Genomic DNA, 19239 nt, shown 5'->3' with positions numbered 1-19239 from the left:
GCGGCGCAGGTATTGCCGGCGACGCATGCGCCGCGGACAACGCATGCGTGCCCGGGGTGGCACGGAGCAGGCCGCTGCGCTAGACAGGGCCGCCATTCAAAGGAGACCCCAATGAGCATTCAGCGTCTTGAAACCGGCCCGCGCATGAGCCAGGTCGTCGTGCACGGCAACACCGTCTATCTCGCCGGTGTCGTCGCCAACAACGCGGCCGGTGAAAGCGTGACGAAGCAGACCCAGGACATCCTGGCGACCATCGACAGCCATCTCGCCAAGGCCGGCACCGACAAGTCGAAGCTGCTCTCGGCCACGATCTACATCAGCGACATGAAGACGTTTGGCGAGATGAACGCGGTGTGGGACGCCTGGGTCTCGCCCGGCAACACCCCGGCACGCGCCACCGTCGAAGCCAAGCTCGCGGCGGCACAATACACCGTCGAAATCATGGTCACCGCAGCCAAGTAAGCTCGCAGGAATTCACGCGCGCTGATGACCTCAGAGGTAATCGATCAGCGCGCGTGAACCTTCGATAGTCAGGTCAGCCGAACAACACGGCGCCATCGAAGGAGACGACAATGACTGACCCCATCACCATCGCCCGCCGCTACATCGATCTCTGGAACGAGCGCGCCGCCGGCCGCCGTCGCGAATTGCTCAGCGAGGACTGGGCGGCGGATGCGAACTATGTCGATCCGCTGATGAAGGGCGACGGCCATGACGGCATCGATGCGCTGATTGCAGGCGTGCAGCAGCGCTTTCCGGACTTCAAGTTCAAGCTGATCGGCGAGCCCAATGGCTACGGCGATCATGTCCGCTTCAGCTGGGGCCTCGGCCCCGACGGCGTCGACAGCCCGATCAAGGGGACGGATTTCGCCGTGCTGAAGGACGGGCGGATCAGGAGCATCACGGGATTTCTGGACCAGGTGCCCGCGAGCGCGTGAGGGAGCGTTGCTCGTTGCTGCGCCCTCTCCCCTTGCGGGAGAGGGCATCTCCGTTCGTAGACACAGCCTCACTGCGGTGAGGGGTCTCTCTCCACGCACGATTCTTGTGCAGTTGCGCTTGCGGAAACAACCCCTCATCCGGCGCTTCGCGCCACCTTCTCCCACAAGGGGAGAAGGAAGAAGTGAGAGCGACCGCCGCAATCACGCCAACCGATACGCGGCCTTCGCATTCACACCAAATGCCTTCTCCCGCACCTGCGGACCGAGCTTCAGCAGACACGCCTCCAGCGCGCCCTTGATCTCGCTATAGCTGCCCGCAAGCAAGCACACCGGCCAGTCCGAGCCGAAGATCAGGCGATCTTCGCCAAAGCATTTCGCGGCATGTGCGACGAACGGAAACAGCCGCTCCGCATCCCAATCGTTCCACACCGCTTCCGTCGCCAGCCCCGAAATCTTGCACCAGGCGTTGCCGCACGCCGCGAGTGCCGCGATGCCATCGAACCATTCGGTGCTTCCGCCGTCGGCGATCGGCGGCTTGGCTGCGTGGTCGAGCACGAAGCGCGCCTGCGGGAAGGCCTGTGCGGTGGCGATCGCGGCCGGCAGCTCGCGGGTGCGGACGAGGAAATCATAGGCGAGATCGTGCGCGAACACGGCCGTGAGGCCACGCTGGACGTCCTCGCGCAGCAGCCACTCCGGATCGGCCTCGTCATGGACCTGATGACGGATGCCGACCAGCTTGTCGCTGCCTGGCAAAGCGCGCAACCGGTCCAGCCTTTCGCCAAGTGCAGCGTCAGTCAGGTCAGCCCAGCCGACGACGCCGATCACCGTGGGCGTCGCATGCGCGATCTGCAAGAATTCCTCGGTCTCCGCCAGCGCGGAGCGGCATTGCACCAGGATGCTCGCGTCGATGCCGTTCGCTTTCAGGAGCGGCGCGAGATCGGCCGGACTGAAGGCGCGCCGGATCGGCGTGAGCTCGGGCGCGTCCATCCAGGGATAGTCGGCGCGCGCCGGGTCCCAGAAATGCTGATGGCCATCGACGATCATGCCTACGCTCCGCCGGGCAGTGGCGCGCGGGCGTCGACGAGCTTTCGCCCACGCAGCTCCTGCCAGAATGCCGCCGGCACAGGCATCTCCGACATTGCGACGTTGTCGGCGATTTCCGCCGCGTTGCGCGCGCCCATCACGGCGACCGTGACGGCCGGATGGGCCATGCAGAACTGCAGCGCGGCGGCCTTCAGCTCGGTGCCGTGCTTGCGGCAGAGCTCGTCGAGCGCGAGCGCACGGGCGACGAGTGCCGCATCGGCGTCCTGATAGTTGAACTTGGCGCCCGTGTGCGGATTGGCCAGAATGCCGCTGTTGTAGATGCCGCCGAGCAGGATACCGATGTTCTTCGCGGCGCAGACCGGGAACAGCGCATCCAGCGCGCCCTGGTCGAGCAGTGTGTAGCGGCCGGCGAGCAGGAAGCAGTCGACCGGGACGGCCTCTGCAAAGCGAACCAACATGTCCGACTGATTCATGCCGGCACCGATCGCCTTGATGGTGCCCTCAGTGCGCAGACGCTGGAGCGCGCGGAAGGCGCCGGCGACTGCGTCGTCGTAGTGATCATCGGGATCATGCACGAGCAGGACATCGACGTGGTCGAGCCCAAGGCGCGCCAGACTCTCTTCCATCGAATGCATGACGCCGTCATAGGAGAAGTCGAACACCGGCCGCTCGCGCGGCGCGCCCTTGTAATGCTCGTCCTCGCCGACAGCGCCATCGGGCGTGCGCAGCAGGCGGCCGACCTTGGTCGAGATGGCGTAGGAGTCACGCGGCTGCTGCCGCAGGAATGCGCCAAGACGCCGTTCCGCGAGGCCAAAGCCGTAGAGCGGCGCGGTGTCGAAGAAGCGAATTCCGAGCGACCAGGCGCGGGCGATCGTCGCTTCCGCATCGGCATCGCTGACCGGAGTGAACAATCCGCCGAGCGGGGCGGAACCGAGGCCGAGCGAGGTGACGCCGAGAGAGCCGAGCCACGATTTTTTCATTCCCATTGCCTTCCAACAGCCTGCTTTCGAAAGTCCCGCTTCCGAAAGTATCGCTTCCAACGGCCAAAATCATCTCTCCCGCTTGCGAAAACCGCAAGCGGGAGAGGCACGCAGGAGCGCGGGGCTGGTGACGCTCCTACTTCAACATCTGCGCTACGTTGTCCTTGGTCACGAGATCGAGGCCGGTATAGACGATCTCCGGCACCTTCTCGCCTTTCTTGATGGCGAGCAGCGTGTCCATCGCCTTCTCGCCCATCTCCAGCGGACGCTGGCCGACGAGCGCATTGGCATAGCCGTCGCGCAACAGCTCGAGCTGCATCTTGAGCGTATCGGCAACGACAAGCGTGAACTTGCCGGAATCAATGTCCTTCTTGTTCCTGGAGGCGAAGGCCTTGAAGCCTTCGGGGGCGAACATCGGCCAGCCGCCGATCGGAACGATGGCGGCGAGGTCGGGCGTCGCGGTGCGCATGTCGGTCATCTGCTGCACCGCCAGCGCGGGATCGTCGTTGCAGAACGTCGGAGAGCCCGCGACCTCGGCCCATTTCGAGCCTTTCAGCGCTTCGCGGACGCCGTCGACGCGCTCGGCGAGGTTCTTGGCGCCGGGACCACCCGAGACTATGGCGTATTTGCCGCCGTCCGGCCGCAGCTTCAGGAGCTGCTTGCCGAGGGCGACGCCGAACTCCTTGTTGTTGGTGCCGATATAAGCGATGCGCTTGGAGCCGGATGCATCGGCGTCAAAGGTGATAACCGGGATGCCGGCCGCGGTCGCCGCATCGATCGACTTGGTCATGGCCGCGACGTCGGCGACCGAGATGGCGAGGCCGTCGACCTTCTGGGTGACGAAGTCCTGGATGATCTGGGCCTGCGTCGCCGGCTCGTGCTCGACCGGCCCCTTGTAGATGCACTCGATATTGCCGAGCTCCTTGGCACGCTTCAGGCAGCCGTCGCGCGCGAAATCGAAGAACGGATTGTTCATCGCCTTTGGCACGATCACGAAACGGTAGTTCGCGGCAAACGCCGGCGTTGCCATCATCGCGACGGCGATGCCGGCAAGAAGAAATTTTCTCATCGTCTCCTCCACCCTTCTTTGGCGCCCGTCCTCTCAAGATCGTCCGGGAAGCGGACAGGCGGCATTTTCGTTGCCCTCCCGAACGACGTCATTTCAGGTCATCCGCGACCGGATGCGGTCGACCAGCACGGCCAGGATGATGATCACGCCCACCAGCGTCTGCTGCCAATAGGAGCTGACCTGGGCCAGCACGAGGCCGTTGCGGATCACCTCGAGCAGCACGCAGCCGACGATGGCCCCTAACGGACCGCCGATGCCGCCGGCGAGATTGGCGCCGCCGATGACGGCCGCGGCGATCACGTTGAGCTCGTAGGATGTTGCCATGTTGGCCGGCGCCGATCCAAGCCAGCCGGAGATGATGATGCCCTGGAGGCCCGCGGCGAGCGCGCAGATCACATAGACCTCGATCTTCACCCGCACGACCGGGATGCCGGTGAGTTCGGCTGCCTTCTCATTGCCGCCGAGCGCGAACACGTGACGGCCGAACGCGCTGTGGTGCAGCACCACGGCCATCGTCAGCGCGAGGACCATCAAATAAATGAAAGGAACGGGGACGCCGAGCACGTCGCCGGAGGTGAGCGCGTAAAAATAATCGGCATCCGGTCCGCCCGGAAAGCTGCCGCGGCCGTTGGAGACGACATACCCGAGCCCGCGCACGATCGAGAGCATGCCGAGCGTGGTGACGAAGGGCGACAGGCCGAGCACGGCGATACAGAAGCCGTTGACGAGGCCGGCGAGCAGCGCGACGCCGAGGCCGGCGAGGAGCGAGACCAGCAAGATCAGGCCGGGAACATTGGCCAGCACGGTCTTGCCGTCGGCCGCCATGTGCACGAACAGGGAGCCCGCGGGCGAACCGGGCGCCGACAGCTCGGTCATCACCATCGAGGTGATCATGGCGGAGAAGCACATCATCGAGCCGACCGACAGATCGATGCCGCCGGTGATGATCACGAAGGTGACCCCGAGCGTGGCGATGGCGATGAAGGAGAAATTCTTCGCCACGTTCTGGATGTTGCCTTCGGTGAAGAAATACGGGCTGGCGAAATGCATGACCACCAGCAGCACCGCCAGCGCGAGCAGGACATAGCCGGTCTGGGAGGCGAAGATGCCGCGCTGCCACCATCTGATCCGGCCGACATTGGTGAAGCTGATCGGAGTTTCCAAGGGCATGGCCATCACGCCGCCTCCTTCGCGCCGGTGATCAGGGCGGTGACTTCCTCGGGCGAGGTCTGGTGGATCGGCTTGTCGGCCCGCTTTTCGCCGCGGCGCATGACGATGACGCGATCGCACACCGCGAACACGTCGGGCATACGGTGCGAGATCAGCATCACGGCCACGCCCTGCTCTTTCAGCCGGTGAATCAGGCCGAGCACCTGCTCGACCTGGCGCACCGAGATCGCGGCCGTCGGCTCGTCCATCATGACCAGCCGGGCGTTGGAGAGCCGGGTCCGCGCGATCGCAACGGCCTGGCGCTGGCCGCCCGACATCTGCTTGACGAGATCGTCGGGGCGCGTTTCCGAGCGCAGCTCGCCGAACAGCTCCAGCGCGCGCGCCGCCATCGCCTTGTGGTCGAGCAACGCGAGCGGGCCGAACCTGCGCTTCAGCTCGCGGCCGAGGAAGACGTTGGCCGCCGCTGTGAGATTGTCGGCGAGCGCGAGGTCCTGATAGACCACCTCGATGCCGACGCCGCGCGCATCCACGGGCCGGCTGAAATGAACCGCGCTGCCGGCGAAGCGGATTTCGCCGTGGCTGGGGCGGAAATTGCCGGCGATGATCTTGACCAGCGTCGACTTGCCCGCGCCGTTGTCGCCCATCAAGCCGACGACCTCGCCGGGGAGGACCTGCAGGTCGACATCATGCAGCGCGCGGATCGCGCCGAACTCCTTGCCGATCCCGGTCAGCTCGAGGACCGGTGTCGCTTCAGTATTTGTCATCAGCGGCCTTCCTCAGACGTAGCGGTTGACCAGGGATTCCAGATATTCCTGCCGGCCCGAGCGCGGCTGCGGGTCGAAGCCCGGGCCGAGCGCACGATCGGCAAGGTCGGCGAGCGAGCGCTGGCCGCCAAGAATGGCGCGGCCCTCAGGCCCAGCCCATCCCTCGTAGCGCTCCGCAAGCGGCGCAGTGAGCGCGCCGGCGTCGAGCATGTCCGCAGCCGCGATGAAGGCGCGCGCGCAGGCATCCATCGAGCCGACATGGGCGTGGATCAGATCGTCGGGATCGATCGACTGGCGGCGGATCTTGGCGTCGAAATTCAGCCCGCCCGAGGTGAAGCCGCCGCGGTTCAGGAGTTCGTGGAACACCAAAGCGAGCTCGCCCACGTTCATCGCGAACTGGTCGGTGTCCCAGCCGAGCAAATCGTCGCCACGGTTGATGTCGAGCGAGCCGAACACACCCAGCGCCTCCGCCAGCGCGACCTCGTGATGGAAGGAGTGACCGGCGAGGATGGCGTGGTTCTGCTCGATGTTGAGCTTGACGTCCTTCAGCAGATCGTAGCGCGCGAGGAAGCCGTAGCAGGTGGCGACGTCGAAATCATATTGATGCTTGGTCGGCTCTTTCGGCTTCGGCTCGATCAGGATCGGCCCCTTGAAGCCGATCTTGTGCTTGTGCTCCACGACGAGCGAAACGAAGCGGCCGAGCTGGTCGAGCTCGCGCTTGAGATCGGTGTTGAGCAGGGTCTCATAGCCCTCGCGCCCGCCCCACAGCACGTAGTTCTGGCCGCCGAGACGGTGCGTCACTTCCAGCGCGGCGCGGACCTGACCCGCGGCATAAGTAAAGATGTCAGGGTCCGGGTTGGTGGCCGCGCCTGCCATGTAGCGGCGATGCGTGAACAGATTGGCGGTGCCCCAGAGCAGGCGCACTTTGCTTTGCGCCATCTTCGCTTCGAACAGATCGGCGATCGCGTTGAGGTTGGCGACGGACTCGCGGAGCGAGTTGCCTTCCGGCGCCGCATCGACGTCGTGGAAGGTGAAGAAGGGCACGTCGAGCAGGCGAAACAGCTCGAAAGCGACATCGGCCTTGGCGCGCGCCTGCGCCATCGCATCGGTGCCGTGCTGCCAGGGCCGCAGGAACGTCTCGCCGCCAAAGGGATCGCCGCCCGGCCAGCACAGCGAGTGCCAATAGCAGACCGCAAAGCGCAGATGGTCCTCCAGTCGACGACCGTGAACAAGGCGGTCCTTGTCGTACCAGCGGAAGGCGGGCGTGTTTCCCGCGTCCTTGCCGGCGAAGGCGACAGGCGTGCTTGCATCGAAGAATTTCGCTAACGCGTTCACTCAGGCACACTCCTTCAACGCGGGATAAAGCTCGCGCCAGCGGCGATAGGCCTCGTCATAGGCGGCACTGACGGATGCGCGAGGTATGAAGCTCGCGAGCCGCCGCGGACGGGTGCAGACCGCAGCCGCGTCTTCGCCGGTGGCGGCGAGCCGGCCGAGCCTGGAGGCACCGAGCGCCGCCCCGACCTCGCCCTCCTCGACGCGGTGGACGGGAATGCCGAGCACATCGGCGCAGATCTGCGCCCACAGCGGCGAGCGCGAGCCGCCGCCGACGAGATCGACCTCGGGCAGCGGCCCGCTGGCCGCGCTCAGTGCCGCCAGATTGTCGCGCGCCGCGAAGGCGACGCCTTCGAGCACGGCCTGAACGATCTGTCCGCGCCCGGTCGCACCGCGCAGGCCGACGAAGGCGCCGCTGGCGGCGGCGTCGTTGTGCGGCGTGCGCTCGCCGTCGAGATAGGGCAGGAATTTGACCGGGCTCGGTCCATCGACGCGCTCGCCGAGCGGCGCCAGCAGCGCAGGCGCAGGCGTCTCCATCACGCCCGCGAGCCAGGCCAGCGACGCCGCGGCCGACAGCATCACGCCCATCTGATGCCAGCGGCCGGGCAGCGCATGGCAGAACGCATGCACGGCCGACGCAGGCGCCGGCGCGAAACGATCGGTGACGCGGAACACCACACCTGAGGTTCCCAGAGACAGAAACGCATCGCCCGGCGCGATGGCGCCGAGCCCGATCGCGCTCGCGGCGTTGTCGCCGGCGCCGCCGGCGACAACGACATCCCGAGCCATGCCCCAGCGTTGCGCGTAGTCCGGCGCGAGCATGGCGCTGACCTCGCTGCCTTCGACCAGGCGCGGCATGTGGTGGAGATCGAGCGCGGTGGCATGCAGCAGCAGGGCCGACCAGCGGCGCAGACCGACGTCGAGCCACAGCGTGCCGGCCGCGTCCGACATGTCCTCGATCATCTCGCCGGTCAGGCGATAGCGCACATAGGCCTTCGGCAGCAGCACCTTCGCGACGCGCGCGAAGATTTTCGGCTCGTGCCTGGCGATCCAGAGCAGTTTTGGCGCGGTGAAACCGGGCATGGCCAGATTGCCGGCGATCGTGTGCAGCGAGGGGCAGCGTCGCTCCAGCGCAACGCATTCGGCGTGCGAGCGGCCATCGTTCCAGAGGATCGCGGGGCGCAGCGGCCGTCCATCCTCATCCAGCAGCGTCGCGCCGTGCATCTGGCCGGACAGCCCGATGCCGCGCACCTGCGCGACCTCGCGCGGATGGCGGGCGGCAAGATCGTCGACCGCGCCAACCGCCGCATCGACCCAGGCGTCGGGATCCTGCTCGGACCACAGCGGCGCCGGATGCGACAGCGCAAGCTCGCGCGCCGCCGTCGCGAGAACCGCGCCGGCTTCGCTCACGAGCACCGCTTTCACACCTGACGTGCCGATGTCGATTCCGAGATACACGCTATCTTCCCTTTCGCCTGTTGCGGTGCGCGAGCTCACAGTCGGCTTGCCGCAACGGGTCGTTTTGAATCCCTGCCGCTAAGGCAGATTGTCCCGCATCACAATGTCGATCCTGATCCTCTCCTGCTCGCGCAAGATCGGCTCGCCACGGGCGAGCGCGAGCAGCACGCGCACGGCGGCGCGCGCTTCGTGTCCGGGGTTCTGCGAGATCGCCGCGTCCATCACGCCCTGCAGCAGCAGCCGGCGCGTCAGCGCGGTGACGTCGTGGCCGACGAACACCACCTGCTTGTCGCGGCAAGAATCATTCAACGCGTTGGCGACGCCCTGCGTGCCGGCGCCGACGTTATAAAGGCCGACAATGTCAGCATGCTTGTCCAACAGCCGCGCCAACAGCTGTTCTGAACGGCCGTCCTCGTCGCGTCCTTCCAGCACCGGCAGCACGCTGAGGCTGGGGAATTCCGACGCCATCACCTGGTTGAAGCCAAAGATGCGCTCGGCATGGTCGCGCAGGCCCTGCGAGCCCGCGACGATCGCAACCTTGCCGGACTTCTGGCCGACCAGCCGCCCGACCAGTGCGCCGGCGGCGCGCCCCGCCGCGATGTTGTCGATGCCGACATAATGGTGCCGGCGCGACGACGGCACGTCCGAGACCAGTGTGACGACCTTGGCGCCGGCATCGACGAGATCGTCGATGGCTGCGCGCACGCCCGGATGGTCCAGCGCCACCACGGCGATGCCGTCGTAATCGTCGGAGAGCCCTTCCAGCGAAGCGGCGAGCACGGACGGATCGAACACGTCGGTTGCGACGGTCTCCACACCGAGGCGGCGGGCCGACAGCCAGGCCGACATCTCGCCGAGATAGTCCTGGATCTGCTGCATGAACGGGTTCGGCCCCGCGGGCATCACGAAGGCAAACCGGCGGGCGCGGCCGCGGGCGAGCTCGGCGGCGGCCACATGCGGCTGGAACGAATTGCGCTCGATCGCTTCCCTGACACGCCGGACCGTATCGGGCCGCACGCCCGGACGATTGTGCAGAACGCGGTCGACCGTCGCGAGGCTGACGCCGGCCTGGCGGGCGATGTCCTTGAGCGTCAGCGCGGTCGCGGTGAGCGTGTCTGCCATGACCGGAGGCTAGCAGAGGTGTTTTGAGGTTCGCAACTCATTTTGAGGGACGGCGGGCATTTCCCGCCATTGTTGTAGGAACAGCCTCGTCCGTCGGCCGTTGCCGCCGCGTGCGTAACGACATCACCCATGATCCCGGCGAGGGATTGAGCCCGACGCTCGAGCGTAACATCCAGGCCCTGGTCGAGCGCCGCCGCCAGGAGCAGCGCGCGGCCAGGGGCCAGGAAAAGCTTGCCGACGCCATCACGGCCTTCACGGGCAGCATGGTTTTCGTCTACCTCCATGTCGCGGTGTTCGGCTTCTGGATCATTGCCAATCTGCATTGGCTGCCGGGAATCCCGGCCTGGGACGAGAGTTTCGTGGTGCTGGCGATGGTTGCTTCGGTCGAGGCGATCTTCCTGTCGACCTTCGTGCTGATCTCGCAGAACCGCATGACCGCGGCAGCGGACAAGCGCGCCGATCTCGATCTCCAGATCAGCCTGCTCGCCGAGCACGAGTTGACCAAGGTCGCCCGCCTCCTCACGCAAATCGCCGAGCGGCTCGACGTCCAGCCCGACTCGAAGCGCGATCTGGAGGAGGCAAGCCGGGACATCGCCCCCGAGCGCGTGCTTGACAGGATCGAGGAGACGCGCTCCTGAGTTACCGGCCCGCCGACAGATCGAGCGTCAGGAACAGGCTGTTGGGATCCACGACATAACCCTCGAACGGGCCGCAGAGGACAAAGCCATGCGCCCGGTAGAGCGCGTGCGCCGGCTTGAAATAGTCCCACGAGCCGGTCTCGAGGCTGAGCCGCCTCATGCCGCGCGCGCGGGCTTGCGTGATGATGTGGCGGAGCATCTCGCCGCCAAATCCGCGCCGTCGCGTGGTCTGGACCGTATGCATCGACTTCACCTCGCCATGCGAAGCCGATAGCGTCTTCAGCGCGCCGACCGCGACCAGCGTCTCGCCGTCCCAGCCGGTCCAGAACGCGATGTCGGGCGCGCGCAGCCCGGAGAGATCGAGCGCGTGGGCGCCGCCCGGCGCCGTCTGCGCCCGCGCAGCCGTGACGTGATGATCGAGCAGCGCGATGACGCGTGGATCAAAGGTGTCGCCGGTTCGGATCTGCATCGCCAGGTTCACTCCAGGATTTCATTTCGCATCGGCATCATCACATTTTTCCATAGGAAGCGCCGCGGCGCGTGATGATGACGTAGCGCGCGTCCTGTCTGGTCTCGTTTTCGAAGATCACCGCGCGCATCACGTCAAAATCCAGACAGTCGCCCTCGCGCAGCCGCACCGCCTTAGCGTCGATGTGCACGGCGATCGCGCCCTCCAGCATCAGGAGCTGCTGGGTAAAGGCGTTACGGCCCCAAGGGCTGTACGGCACCCGCGCGCCGGCCGGCAGATCGACGACGATGATCTCGATGCCGCTCGCCGCATCCGTCGGCGAGGCGTGCCGGCGGCGATAGCCGCTCTCGGGATCGCGCCAGTGCGGCTGGTCGGCGAGCCGCACCAGCCGCTCCGGCGGCTTCTCGGCCAGCGCGACGACATCGCTGAGCGACACGTCGAGCGCGGCGCAAAGCTTTCCCAGCAGCGCAGCCGTCGCACTGCTCTGCGCCCGCTCCACCCGCCCGATCAATGGCCCGGCTGACGCCGGAGCGCGCTGCCAGTTCGTTCAGCGTCATGCCGGCCTGCGTCCGAAGCGTCTTCACGCGATGACCGATCGCACGATCGAGCTTTTGCTGGTCCATTTTTTTGCAAGTCATGGCCCTTTATCCGGACATCGCCCAGCAAGAGGACCGCATCTGCGCCATGGCCAAAGGAGCTTAGCGCGGGCAGCGGCGAACGCCGGAAGTAACGGGCTAATATATTAGAATTTCTGCTGGTCGTCTGAGCGATGCTAGTGACGGGTTTAGTATTCGAAACACAAACCTATGGAGCCGGGGACATCTTTGGCAATTGCTGCGCCAGCATCGTCCCAAAATTGGCGCACGCAAATGCGATATCATCAAAGTCAGACGCGCTGATCCTTAGCTGCTCGCCCAATTGAAAGACCAAATCCCGAGTTTCCACGCGAACCTGCATCAAAGTGCCAGCTTCGACATAAAAATTCTTGTGGAGCTCAATCTCGATTCCACTCCGCTCCACGAACGCCTTCAATCTTGGCACGCTTATCTTGAGCGTCTCGCTTACATCCACGTCCTGACGCCCTACAATGCCGTCACGGTGCTCAAGGCAATTTCGCGCGGATTGCATGGACCGATACGCTTCAGCGAACGAGACAGGTTTTTCAAGGCCCTGATTAACACGCGTCATGAGATCAGGAAAACTTAGCTTCTGGGCCTTGGTCCGGAATGGCGCAAGCACCTCTTCCAATGTCGCGTTCGTCTGCACTTTGACTTTGCCGGCATTGAGCAATTCGATGAAGAAGTACGCCTCTTCCAACGAACCTCTAACGCCTCGCATAAGATCTTGGAATGCTTTCGCCAACACCCACCGCTCATGGGCGCCGCGGCGCTGTTCTTGCGTCAGTTCGGGCCCATTGATGTCAAACCGGAAGAATGCGCTTTCTTGTGCTGGAGGGGGCCGAGAAAGGTCAGCTCTGGACAACGCATCAAAATATAGATCAACGACTTCTCGGCAGATCGTTGCGGATCTGTGCGCCGGAGCCGCAACACCATCAGGATGAAGTGTCAGATTGATCACTTGTGCCATTTGTCGTGAGGCTGCCTATTGTTGTTGGTCTGATGTGGCACTCGCGGTTATGAGGAAAACCGCGCTTGCCCCTGTTTAAGATTGCTGAGAAACGACAGAAGCGGACCCAAAAAAAACCGCGACCTATAAACGAAGACGCGTCCACAGAAGCCTAGAACAGCGACTTGGCTCAATAACTTACCGTGTGGGGGAGCGCCCCGGTAGAAGAGGCATGGAGCGGGCGAAGGGAATCGAACCCTCGTATGCAGCTTGGGAAGCTGCCGTTCTACCATTGAACTACGCCCGCGGGATGCGCGGTAGCCGACACCCGCTCTGATTAGCCGAGACGGCGCTTCCCGCCAAGCGCTTTGGCGCGACCGGCCGGATGGTTGTTAACGTCTCGATAAGATTCCAGGTGCGCCGGATTGTGGCGGTGTTATGATCGCGTGTCTGGGGAGAGACGTGCACTGAGTGGGGCGTGTGCATGGTGGGGCTTGGCTATTCGATATTCGACACGACCATAGGGCGCTGCGGCATCATCTGGAGCAGCACCGGCGTGGTCGCCGTGCAATTGCCGGAGGCGCGGGAGATCGACACCCGCCGCCGGATTTTCCAGGTCCATCCCGAGGCGCGCGAGCAGCGGCCATCCGCGAACGCCGCGTTCGCGATCGAGGGTATCGTGGGCTTGCTGCAAGGCAGCGATCCTGATTTCTCAGACGTCAGCCTGGACGCCAGCGCGGTGCCCGGCTTCAACCGGCGGGTCTATGAGGCCGCCTGCGCCATCCCGCGCGGGGAGACGCGCACCTATCACGAGATCGCCAAGGCGTTGGGCGCCTCCGGCGCCACGCATTCGGTGGCGCAGGCGATCGCGAAAAATCCCTACATGCTGATCGTGCCCTGCCACCGGGTGCTGGAGGCCGGCAACTACACCGACCGGCTCTCGCCCTATGGCGGGGTGCTCTCCAAGCGGCGGCTGCTCTCGCTCGAGGGCGCCCATCCGATCGCCAGCAAATCGCTGTTCGACGTGCTGCTGCCCGTTGCCCCGCCCCGTGCGCCCACCTAGATAGGCGACATGGATGCGACCACGCTGCTGACGACGCCCTCGATGACGGTCTCCGAGTTTCGCTGCGATGCGGGACCGGACGACAGCCCGTTTGCGGAGTGCCGCACCGGCCATTCCATTGCCTATGTCCGCGCGGGCAGCTTCGGCTGCCAGTGCCGCGCCGGCTTCTTCGAACTGGTGGCCGGCTCGATGCTGGTCGGCGCGCCGGGCGAGGAATACACCTGCACGCACGAACATGTCTCCGGCGACGTCTGCCTGTCCTTTTTCCTCGGCGAGGATCTGGTCGACGCTCTCGGCGGCCGAAGCGACATCTGGAAGGTCGGCGCGACGCCGCCGCTCCCCGAGCTGATGGTGCTGGGCGAGCTCGCCCAGACGGCGGCAGATGGCAACAGCGATCTCGGTCTCGACGAGGTCGGTCAGATCCTCGCCGGCCGCTTCGTCGATGTCGTCTCGGGCAGGTCGCGCAAGCAGACAACGCCGACCGCGCGCGACCGCCGCCGCGCCGTGGAGGCCGCACTGTGGATCGACGCCCATTCGCACGCCGAGGTCGACCTCGAACAGGCGGCGCGGCAGGCAGGCCTCAGCCCGTTCCATTTCCTGCGGCTGTTCTCGGCCGTGCTCGGCGTCACCCCGCATCAATATCTGGTGCGCTCGCGCCTGCGACATGCGGCGCGGCTGCTGACCGACGACGACATCGCAGTCACCGACATCGCCTATGACGTCGGCTTCGGCGATCTCTCCAACTTCGTCCGCACCTTCCACCGCGCCGCCGGCGTGTCGCCGACAAAATTCCGTCAGGCCTCGAAGGGGAAGCGCAAGATTCTCCAAGAGCAGCTCGCCCTCAACTGACTAGGTTCGTCTCCGGCGCGCGCCAGTTGCGGCGCGCTTTGGAAATGGAGACGACCATGTACGACCATATCGGATTGCGCGTTGCCGACCTCGACGCGGCCACGCGCTTCTACACCGCGGTGCTGGCCCCGCTCGGCTACGTCCTGTGCTCGAGCGGCGACGGTTATGCCGGCTTCGGGCCAAAGGGCGAGCCGGCGCTGTGGCTGCACCTGAACAAGGGACGGAAAGCCGATGGCGCGCATATCGCGTTTCGCGCCGGGAATCATGACGCGGTCAAGGCGTTCTACAGCGAGGGCCTGAAGAGCGGCGGCCGCGACAATGGCGGCGCCGGCCCACGGAAGGATTACAGCCCGACTTACTACGCAGCGTTTTTGATCGACCCCGACGGCAACAATATCGAGGCGGTTTGTGTGTGAAGCTCGCCACCCGCGAGATTTCGTAGGGTGGGCAAAGCGAAGCGTGCCCACGGTCGCACGCGACAATGCCGATGGATGGTGGGCACGGCGCTTTGCGCCTTTGCCCACCCTACTCAACCAGTCAAGGATATTTTCATGGCCTCCATCCACAACGACATTCCCCTCCCCGCCTCGGCGCACGACGTCTGGGCCGCGGTGCGCGATTTCGGCGCGCTGCATCGGCGGCTGGCGCCGGGCTTCGTCACGGCATGTCAGCTCGACGGCGATGCGCGCATCGTCACCTTCGCCAATGGCTCCGTGGCACGCGAGGTGCTGGTCGATTGCGACGATGCGCGGCAGCGGTTGGTCTACGCGATCAACAACGAGCGGCTGAAGCATTACAGCGCCTCGGTGCAGGTGATCGCCGAGGACGAGGCGAGATGCCGCCTGGTCTGGACCATCGACATGCTGCCGAACGAGCTTGCGCCCTATGTGCAGGGACAGACCAAGGACGCCGTCGCCGCCATACACCGAGCGTTCCCAGCAGCGGCTGCGTGATCTTTCTCACAGAGCCCAGCCTTCGTCCGCAATAACCATGGCGGCGTGCGTCCGGTTGGCTCCGCTCTCCCGGCGGCGCCACGCACGCGAGGAGCAGGCCATGAGAGGCGCGGACAAGGTGATCTGCCAGGCGGCCGCCGTGCTGCTGATGTTTTCGATTTCGGGCGCGCCGGCAAAGGCGCAGTTCCTCGGCGGCGGAGGTGCCGGCGGCGAGGACATGATGACCCAGATGGCCCCGATGCTGGAGATGATGAAGGCCAAGATGGGCAAGCGCCGCTTCGGCATGATGATGCAGACCATGGGCCCGATGATGAGCCGCATGATGGAGAATGGCGGCGGCGGGCTCGGCGGCATGATGGGCGGCGGCATTGGTGGCCTCGCCGGTGGCAATCTCGGCGGCGGTTTCGGTGCGCCAAATTACGGCGGCTACACGCCGATGGCAGGCGGCGGCTACATGCCGGCCGGTATGGGCATGGGCGGCGGCGATATCATGGGCATGCTCGGTGGCGCCGGCGGCGGCGACATGATGGCGATGATTCCGCAACTGATGCGGCTCGCCAATGTCGGCGGCGGCGGCCATCGCCGCCACAGGCATCGCTAGTCCGCAACGCCCGAGAGAACCGGCCTGATCGCAGCCTTGCTCGCGCGCGGTCCCCAGCGCGTCAGCACGACGCTGGAGGCTGAGAGCAAGCCGAGCACGACCATCGAGCTCGCAGCCAGCCAAAAAAAGCTCTGCGCGGTGGCATCGTGCGTCGACAGCCACCAGCCGACGGCGGAGATGTAGATCAGCCGCGCCGTCTGCGCCAGCACCGGCCCGATCACCTTGGCCGCGCCCTGCGACGAGAAGTACATCGTCGTGGCAAGGCCGAAAAACGCGTAGAACGGCCCGACCGTCGAGAGATATTGATGGCTTGCCGCGCGCACGGCCGCGCTGTCCGTGAAGATATTGATCCAGAGATCGGGGAACATCGCGACGACGCATGCCGGTGCGCCGACAGCCACGAAGGCGGCAGCACTGGCGATCCAGGCGACGCGCCGGGCGCGCGCGATGTTGCCTGCGCCGATCGCCATCCCGACCATCGGCACACAAGCGATGCCGAACGAGAACGCGATCGAGGTCAGCAGGAATTCGAGCCGCGCGCCGATGCCGTAGCCAGCGAGGATCGCCGTGCCGAACTTCGCCAGCATGTGGGTGAAGATCGAGATCGTCAGCACCGATTGCAGCGGCGAGAAGCAGGCGATGGCGCCGACCCTGAGGATGTCGAAAAACATCGCCCATTGGATGCGCAGGCCGCGCAGCTTCGGCGTGACACGTGCGCGACCCGAGAACAGGTACCAGCCCATGATGCAGATGTTCATGGAATAGGCGATCAGCGCGCCGGCCGCGACGCCGCGCATGCCGAACTGCGGCACCGGTCCGAGGCCGAGGCCGAGCGTGCCGCCGAGCACGATCTGCCAGGCCGCTGAGTTGAGGATGAGGAACGACGGCAGCTTCATGTTGCCGGTACCGCGGAGCACGCCGGCCATGGTGTTGAGCAGCCAGGGCAGCACGGCGCCGCCGAAAAATACCTGCGTGTACGCAACCGCATGGGTCAGCACATCGCCGCGGCCGCCCAGCATTTCCAGCACCCGTGGCCCGAAGATCAACATGCCCAGCATGAAGACGAGGCCGAAGCTGATGCCGATCAGCATCGCGTGCGCGGCGAGCGTGCCGGCGCGCTCACGGTTCCCGGCGCCGAGCGCGCGCGCAATGGACGAGGCCACCGCACCGCCCATGGCACCACCCGACATCGTCATGGTCAGGATCACTGTCGGAAACACCAGCGCCATCGCGGCCAGCGCCTCGACGCCGAGCCGGCCGATATACGAGGTCTCCGCGATCACCGTACAGGTGCCGGCCGACAGCGCGATCACGTTCGGCCAAGCCAACCCGAGCAGCGTGCGCAGGATCGGGCCGTCCAACAGCGCGCTCTTCACGGCACGCGGAGGCGGCGGCAGCGGACGCTCTTGTTCATCGACCGGGATTTCGGCGATGTCGGACATGTCCTCTCCCGGGCGCGAGCGCCATTTGCAGCGCAGCAATGAGTAGGTGTGCCAATAAATTGTTCGCGCGCAGGGCGCAACCAGAGGCTTGTTAGCACGGCACGCAGCGATTCCTCCTGCGCCGGATGCAGGCGTGCCCTGCGGCAGCGCATTTCTGGAGGATTTACCCGATGCGCCAGAGCAATGGCGGACGGCCGCCCGGTGTCGAGGACAGGTGTACGCAGATGTGCCGCCCGCATCCTGCCGCGAGCCCTTCGAACAACCCCGTCAGCACCTTTGCGCAGGCGGGGTGATAATCGGCGACGTCGTCCATCAGCTTCCAGCTCTGCTGACGGAGCTCAAACGTGCCTTCGGATTGCGTCGTCTCGGCCGCATCGTCCTGCGCGACGAACAGTGCGTTGAGGAATGTCGCGAATTCGCTCGCACGGCCGCGGCCCATCGACAGCGCCGCAGCCACCTCATCGAAATATTGCATCCCGATCAGCTTGCCCGTGAGGTGCAGGAGATAGCCGGCATCCTCCGGACCGAACAGCTGCACCATCACGGGCGCGGCGGTCCGCACATATTCCATCGCATAGTTGCGATAGGCTTTTTCGAGCCGCGGTTTCGGCCAGCTCGCGACGGGAAGGGCCGGCGCGGACTTTGCATCGAACAGCGGCGCTTCGAGATGCCGCGCAAACACCAAGCGCTGGTCGAGCTCGAGCGGTTGGTCGTATTGATGGTAATAGCCTTCGAGTCCGTCCTGGCCGTCGACGCTCTGCTTGGTGCAGACAAAGCCCAGGCGGAGATCGCCGAGCGCCACACCGTTGTTGGCGTGCCAGCCGCGCAGCATCGCGCGCGAAACTTCGCCCGGCACGCCGCAGATGGCAGTGCCCTTCCAGATCCACCGCGGCGGCGGATAACGGATCCAGGCTTTGGTGTCGCTCTCATGCATGTATTCGACATGCACGCCGCCGATCCAGTTGGAGAGGTAGTGATATTGCGCGGCGGCGACCGCTGGCGGCAGATGGCGCAGCCCGAGCTTTTCCAGCCCCGGCAGGAAGCGCTCCTGCTGCTGGCGCCGGAACACGCGAAACACGAACTCCGCGGCATCCGCCGTGCCGCGACGCGTGACCACGGTGAGGATCAAGCCGGTGAAGTAGGCGTGATAGAGGTCCGCAACCGCGCGCCAGCGTTTCCATTGAGCTTCCTGCGCGGGGTCCGATGCGGCGGTCATGTTCGCTCCCGATCCTTGTTTTGATCGAGTGTGTCACTGCCCCCGGTGACAGACAACCTGAGCCGCACGCAGGGCGCCCTGCGTGCCGGCCCGCCAATTCCGCATCACGAATTGTGCGTGGCTTTGGCTGCGCGCTCGCGCTCGACGCGCTCGGTCACGTCGCGCGCCATGGCCACCGATCCCTGCACCGCGCCGCCGGCGTCCCGCACCAGTGCAAAGGTCATCTCGATGTAGAGCTTGCGTCCGCTCTTGTGCAGCGCGCGGGTCAGCGTCGGCTTGCCCGCAAGCTTCATCGCGCCGCTGGCCAGCGCGGCCTCGAAACCCCGCCAGTGCGCGGCGCGCAGATGTTCGGGAATGATCAGGTCGAGATTTTGGCCCAGCGCTTCGTCCGCGGAGAAGCCGAACAGTGCGGCCGATGCGCGATTCCAGCGCATGATTGTGCCGGAGCGATCCGAATAGATCAGCGCATCCGCGACGTCGTCGAGGATTTTTGTGTCGAGCTCGGGTTGATCTGTCATCTCGCCACCTCGGACGGAATGTAGTCCTGACGGAGCGCAGCGTAATC

Annotated in this window: 22 protein-coding genes and 1 tRNA gene; 8 read left to right on the top strand and 15 right to left on the bottom strand. The window is 65.4% G+C overall.

Features of this window, described 5'->3' with window-relative positions; all coding sequences use genetic code 11:
* Positions 1 to 111 precede the first annotated feature (111 nt).
* Both IVA88_RS17915 and IVA88_RS17910 read left to right on the top strand, forming a co-directional pair.
* Positions 112 to 462: a RidA family protein gene (locus tag IVA88_RS17915; protein WP_247498558.1), complete on the top strand. Its 351-nt coding sequence runs from the start codon at positions 112 to 114 to the stop codon at positions 460 to 462.
* 110 nt (positions 463 to 572) lie between these two features.
* Positions 573 to 938 carry a nuclear transport factor 2 family protein gene (locus IVA88_RS17910; protein WP_247498557.1) on the top strand — a complete coding sequence of 122 codons (366 nt, stop codon included), beginning with the start codon at positions 573 to 575 and terminating at the stop codon, positions 936 to 938.
* 201 nt (positions 939 to 1139) lie between these two features.
* Here IVA88_RS17910 and IVA88_RS17905 read toward each other — a convergent pair whose 3' ends face one another.
* The 8 genes from IVA88_RS17905 to IVA88_RS17870 form a co-directional block, all read right to left on the bottom strand.
* Entirely contained in the window at positions 1140 to 1982 is an 843-nt protein-coding gene (locus tag IVA88_RS17905; protein WP_247498556.1) for an amidohydrolase family protein, read from the bottom strand.
* 2 nt (positions 1983 to 1984) lie between these two features.
* Positions 1985 to 2962 carry an aldo/keto reductase gene (locus IVA88_RS17900; protein WP_247498555.1) on the bottom strand — a complete coding sequence of 326 codons (978 nt, stop codon included), beginning with the start codon at positions 2960 to 2962 and terminating at the stop codon, positions 1985 to 1987.
* A gap of 136 nt (positions 2963 to 3098) precedes the next feature.
* Positions 3099 to 4031 (bottom strand): sugar-binding protein, encoded by a 933-nt coding sequence (locus IVA88_RS17895; protein WP_247498554.1) that lies wholly within the window; start codon positions 4029 to 4031, stop codon positions 3099 to 3101.
* Positions 4032 to 4124: 93 nt separating this feature from the next.
* Positions 4125 to 5207: an ABC transporter permease gene (locus IVA88_RS17890; protein WP_247498553.1), complete on the bottom strand. Its 1083-nt coding sequence runs from the start codon at positions 5205 to 5207 to the stop codon at positions 4125 to 4127.
* Positions 5207 to 5965 (bottom strand): ATP-binding cassette domain-containing protein, encoded by a 759-nt coding sequence (locus IVA88_RS17885; protein WP_247498552.1) that lies wholly within the window; start codon positions 5963 to 5965, stop codon positions 5207 to 5209. Before IVA88_RS17885 ends, IVA88_RS17890 begins: the two co-directional genes overlap by 1 nt.
* Before the next feature lie 12 nt (positions 5966 to 5977).
* Positions 5978 to 7300, bottom strand: coding sequence for a xylose isomerase (xylA, locus tag IVA88_RS17880; RefSeq protein WP_247498551.1), 1323 nt, complete (start codon positions 7298 to 7300; stop codon positions 5978 to 5980).
* Positions 7301 to 8755: a xylulokinase gene (xylB, locus tag IVA88_RS17875; protein WP_247498550.1), complete on the bottom strand. Its 1455-nt coding sequence runs from the start codon at positions 8753 to 8755 to the stop codon at positions 7301 to 7303.
* 78 nt (positions 8756 to 8833) lie between these two features.
* Positions 8834 to 9877: a LacI family DNA-binding transcriptional regulator gene (locus tag IVA88_RS17870; protein WP_247498549.1), complete on the bottom strand. Its 1044-nt coding sequence runs from the start codon at positions 9875 to 9877 to the stop codon at positions 8834 to 8836.
* Positions 9878 to 9987: 110 nt separating this feature from the next.
* Between IVA88_RS17870 and IVA88_RS17865 the strand changes: the two genes are divergently transcribed.
* Positions 9988 to 10515, top strand: coding sequence for a DUF1003 domain-containing protein (locus IVA88_RS17865; RefSeq protein WP_247498548.1), 528 nt, complete (start codon positions 9988 to 9990; stop codon positions 10513 to 10515).
* Between the two features lies 1 nt (position 10516).
* Here IVA88_RS17865 and IVA88_RS17860 read toward each other — a convergent pair whose 3' ends face one another.
* The 4 genes from IVA88_RS17860 to IVA88_RS17845 all read right to left on the bottom strand — a co-directional run bounded on the left by IVA88_RS17860 (position 10517) and on the right by IVA88_RS17845 (position 12857).
* On the bottom strand, positions 10517 to 10984 hold the full coding sequence (locus IVA88_RS17860) for a GNAT family N-acetyltransferase (RefSeq protein ID WP_247498547.1): 468 nt from the start codon (positions 10982 to 10984) through the stop codon (positions 10517 to 10519).
* A gap of 40 nt (positions 10985 to 11024) precedes the next feature.
* The gene (locus tag IVA88_RS17855; protein ID WP_247498546.1) at positions 11025 to 11495 is read right to left on the bottom strand and encodes a cupin domain-containing protein; all 471 of its coding nucleotides are present in this window, start codon (positions 11493 to 11495) and stop codon (positions 11025 to 11027) included.
* A gap of 293 nt (positions 11496 to 11788) precedes the next feature.
* Positions 11789 to 12571, bottom strand: coding sequence for a hypothetical protein (locus IVA88_RS17850; protein ID WP_247498545.1), 783 nt, complete (start codon positions 12569 to 12571; stop codon positions 11789 to 11791).
* Between the two features lie 212 nt (positions 12572 to 12783).
* Positions 12784 to 12857, bottom strand: a tRNA-Gly gene (locus tag IVA88_RS17845).
* 177 nt (positions 12858 to 13034) lie between these two features.
* Between IVA88_RS17845 and IVA88_RS17840 the strand changes: the two genes are divergently transcribed.
* The 5 genes from IVA88_RS17840 to IVA88_RS17820 all read left to right on the top strand — a co-directional run bounded on the left by IVA88_RS17840 (position 13035) and on the right by IVA88_RS17820 (position 16016).
* Complete coding sequence (locus IVA88_RS17840) at positions 13035 to 13613, top strand: methylated-DNA--[protein]-cysteine S-methyltransferase (protein ID WP_247498544.1); 579 nt, start codon at positions 13035 to 13037, stop codon at positions 13611 to 13613.
* 9 nt (positions 13614 to 13622) lie between these two features.
* Positions 13623 to 14462 (top strand): AraC family transcriptional regulator, encoded by an 840-nt coding sequence (locus tag IVA88_RS17835; protein ID WP_247498543.1) that lies wholly within the window; start codon positions 13623 to 13625, stop codon positions 14460 to 14462.
* A gap of 56 nt (positions 14463 to 14518) precedes the next feature.
* Complete coding sequence (locus IVA88_RS17830) at positions 14519 to 14878, top strand: VOC family protein (RefSeq protein ID WP_247498542.1); 360 nt, start codon at positions 14519 to 14521, stop codon at positions 14876 to 14878.
* 135 nt (positions 14879 to 15013) lie between these two features.
* A complete protein-coding gene (locus IVA88_RS17825; protein ID WP_247498541.1) occupies positions 15014 to 15415 on the top strand; it encodes an SRPBCC family protein in 402 nt (133 codons plus the stop codon).
* A gap of 100 nt (positions 15416 to 15515) precedes the next feature.
* Positions 15516 to 16016: a hypothetical protein gene (locus tag IVA88_RS17820; RefSeq protein WP_247498540.1), complete on the top strand. Its 501-nt coding sequence runs from the start codon at positions 15516 to 15518 to the stop codon at positions 16014 to 16016.
* Here IVA88_RS17820 and IVA88_RS17815 read toward each other — a convergent pair.
* The 3 genes from IVA88_RS17815 to IVA88_RS17805 form a co-directional block, all read right to left on the bottom strand.
* A complete protein-coding gene (locus IVA88_RS17815; protein ID WP_247498539.1) occupies positions 16013 to 17458 on the bottom strand; it encodes an MATE family efflux transporter in 1446 nt (481 codons plus the stop codon). The genes IVA88_RS17820 and IVA88_RS17815 overlap by 4 nt on opposite strands.
* 163 nt (positions 17459 to 17621) lie before the next feature.
* Entirely contained in the window at positions 17622 to 18674 is a 1053-nt protein-coding gene (locus tag IVA88_RS17810; RefSeq protein WP_247498538.1) for a hypothetical protein, read from the bottom strand.
* A gap of 104 nt (positions 18675 to 18778) precedes the next feature.
* Positions 18779 to 19192: a PAS domain S-box protein gene (locus IVA88_RS17805; protein ID WP_247498537.1), complete on the bottom strand. Its 414-nt coding sequence runs from the start codon at positions 19190 to 19192 to the stop codon at positions 18779 to 18781.
* Between the last annotated feature and the right edge of the window lie 47 nt (positions 19193 to 19239).

This window comes from Bradyrhizobium sp. 149, assembly GCF_023073915.1.
In the GTDB taxonomy this organism is placed as follows: domain Bacteria; phylum Pseudomonadota; class Alphaproteobacteria; order Rhizobiales; family Xanthobacteraceae; genus Bradyrhizobium.
This window is presented reverse-complemented; position numbering and strand designations above follow the sequence as displayed.

Coding starts and splice junctions, on each gene's coding strand:
- IVA88_RS17900 (WP_247498555.1), bottom strand. CDS start 2,962: ATGAAAAAATCGTGGCTCGGCTCTCTCGGCGTCACCTCGCTCGGCCTC.
- IVA88_RS17840 (WP_247498544.1), top strand. CDS start 13,035: ATGGTGGGGCTTGGCTATTCGATATTCGACACGACCATAGGGCGCTGC.
- IVA88_RS17885 (WP_247498552.1), bottom strand. CDS start 5,965: ATGACAAATACTGAAGCGACACCGGTCCTCGAGCTGACCGGGATCGGC.
- IVA88_RS17810 (WP_247498538.1), bottom strand. CDS start 18,674: ATGACCGCCGCATCGGACCCCGCGCAGGAAGCTCAATGGAAACGCTGG.
- IVA88_RS17805 (WP_247498537.1), bottom strand. CDS start 19,192: ATGACAGATCAACCCGAGCTCGACACAAAAATCCTCGACGACGTCGCG.
- IVA88_RS17850 (WP_247498545.1), bottom strand. CDS start 12,571: ATGGCACAAGTGATCAATCTGACACTTCATCCTGATGGTGTTGCGGCT.
- IVA88_RS17860 (WP_247498547.1), bottom strand. CDS start 10,984: ATGCAGATCCGAACCGGCGACACCTTTGATCCACGCGTCATCGCGCTG.
- IVA88_RS17910 (WP_247498557.1), top strand. CDS start 573: ATGACTGACCCCATCACCATCGCCCGCCGCTACATCGATCTCTGGAAC.
- IVA88_RS17890 (WP_247498553.1), bottom strand. CDS start 5,207: ATGGCCATGCCCTTGGAAACTCCGATCAGCTTCACCAATGTCGGCCGG.
- IVA88_RS17820 (WP_247498540.1), top strand. CDS start 15,516: ATGAGAGGCGCGGACAAGGTGATCTGCCAGGCGGCCGCCGTGCTGCTG.
- IVA88_RS17905 (WP_247498556.1), bottom strand. CDS start 1,982: ATGATCGTCGATGGCCATCAGCATTTCTGGGACCCGGCGCGCGCCGAC.
- IVA88_RS17915 (WP_247498558.1), top strand. CDS start 112: ATGAGCATTCAGCGTCTTGAAACCGGCCCGCGCATGAGCCAGGTCGTC.
- IVA88_RS17815 (WP_247498539.1), bottom strand. CDS start 17,458: ATGTCCGACATCGCCGAAATCCCGGTCGATGAACAAGAGCGTCCGCTG.
- IVA88_RS17825 (WP_247498541.1), top strand. CDS start 15,014: ATGGCCTCCATCCACAACGACATTCCCCTCCCCGCCTCGGCGCACGAC.
- IVA88_RS17835 (WP_247498543.1), top strand. CDS start 13,623: ATGGATGCGACCACGCTGCTGACGACGCCCTCGATGACGGTCTCCGAG.
- IVA88_RS17830 (WP_247498542.1), top strand. CDS start 14,519: ATGTACGACCATATCGGATTGCGCGTTGCCGACCTCGACGCGGCCACG.
- IVA88_RS17870 (WP_247498549.1), bottom strand. CDS start 9,877: ATGGCAGACACGCTCACCGCGACCGCGCTGACGCTCAAGGACATCGCC.
- IVA88_RS17895 (WP_247498554.1), bottom strand. CDS start 4,031: ATGAGAAAATTTCTTCTTGCCGGCATCGCCGTCGCGATGATGGCAACG.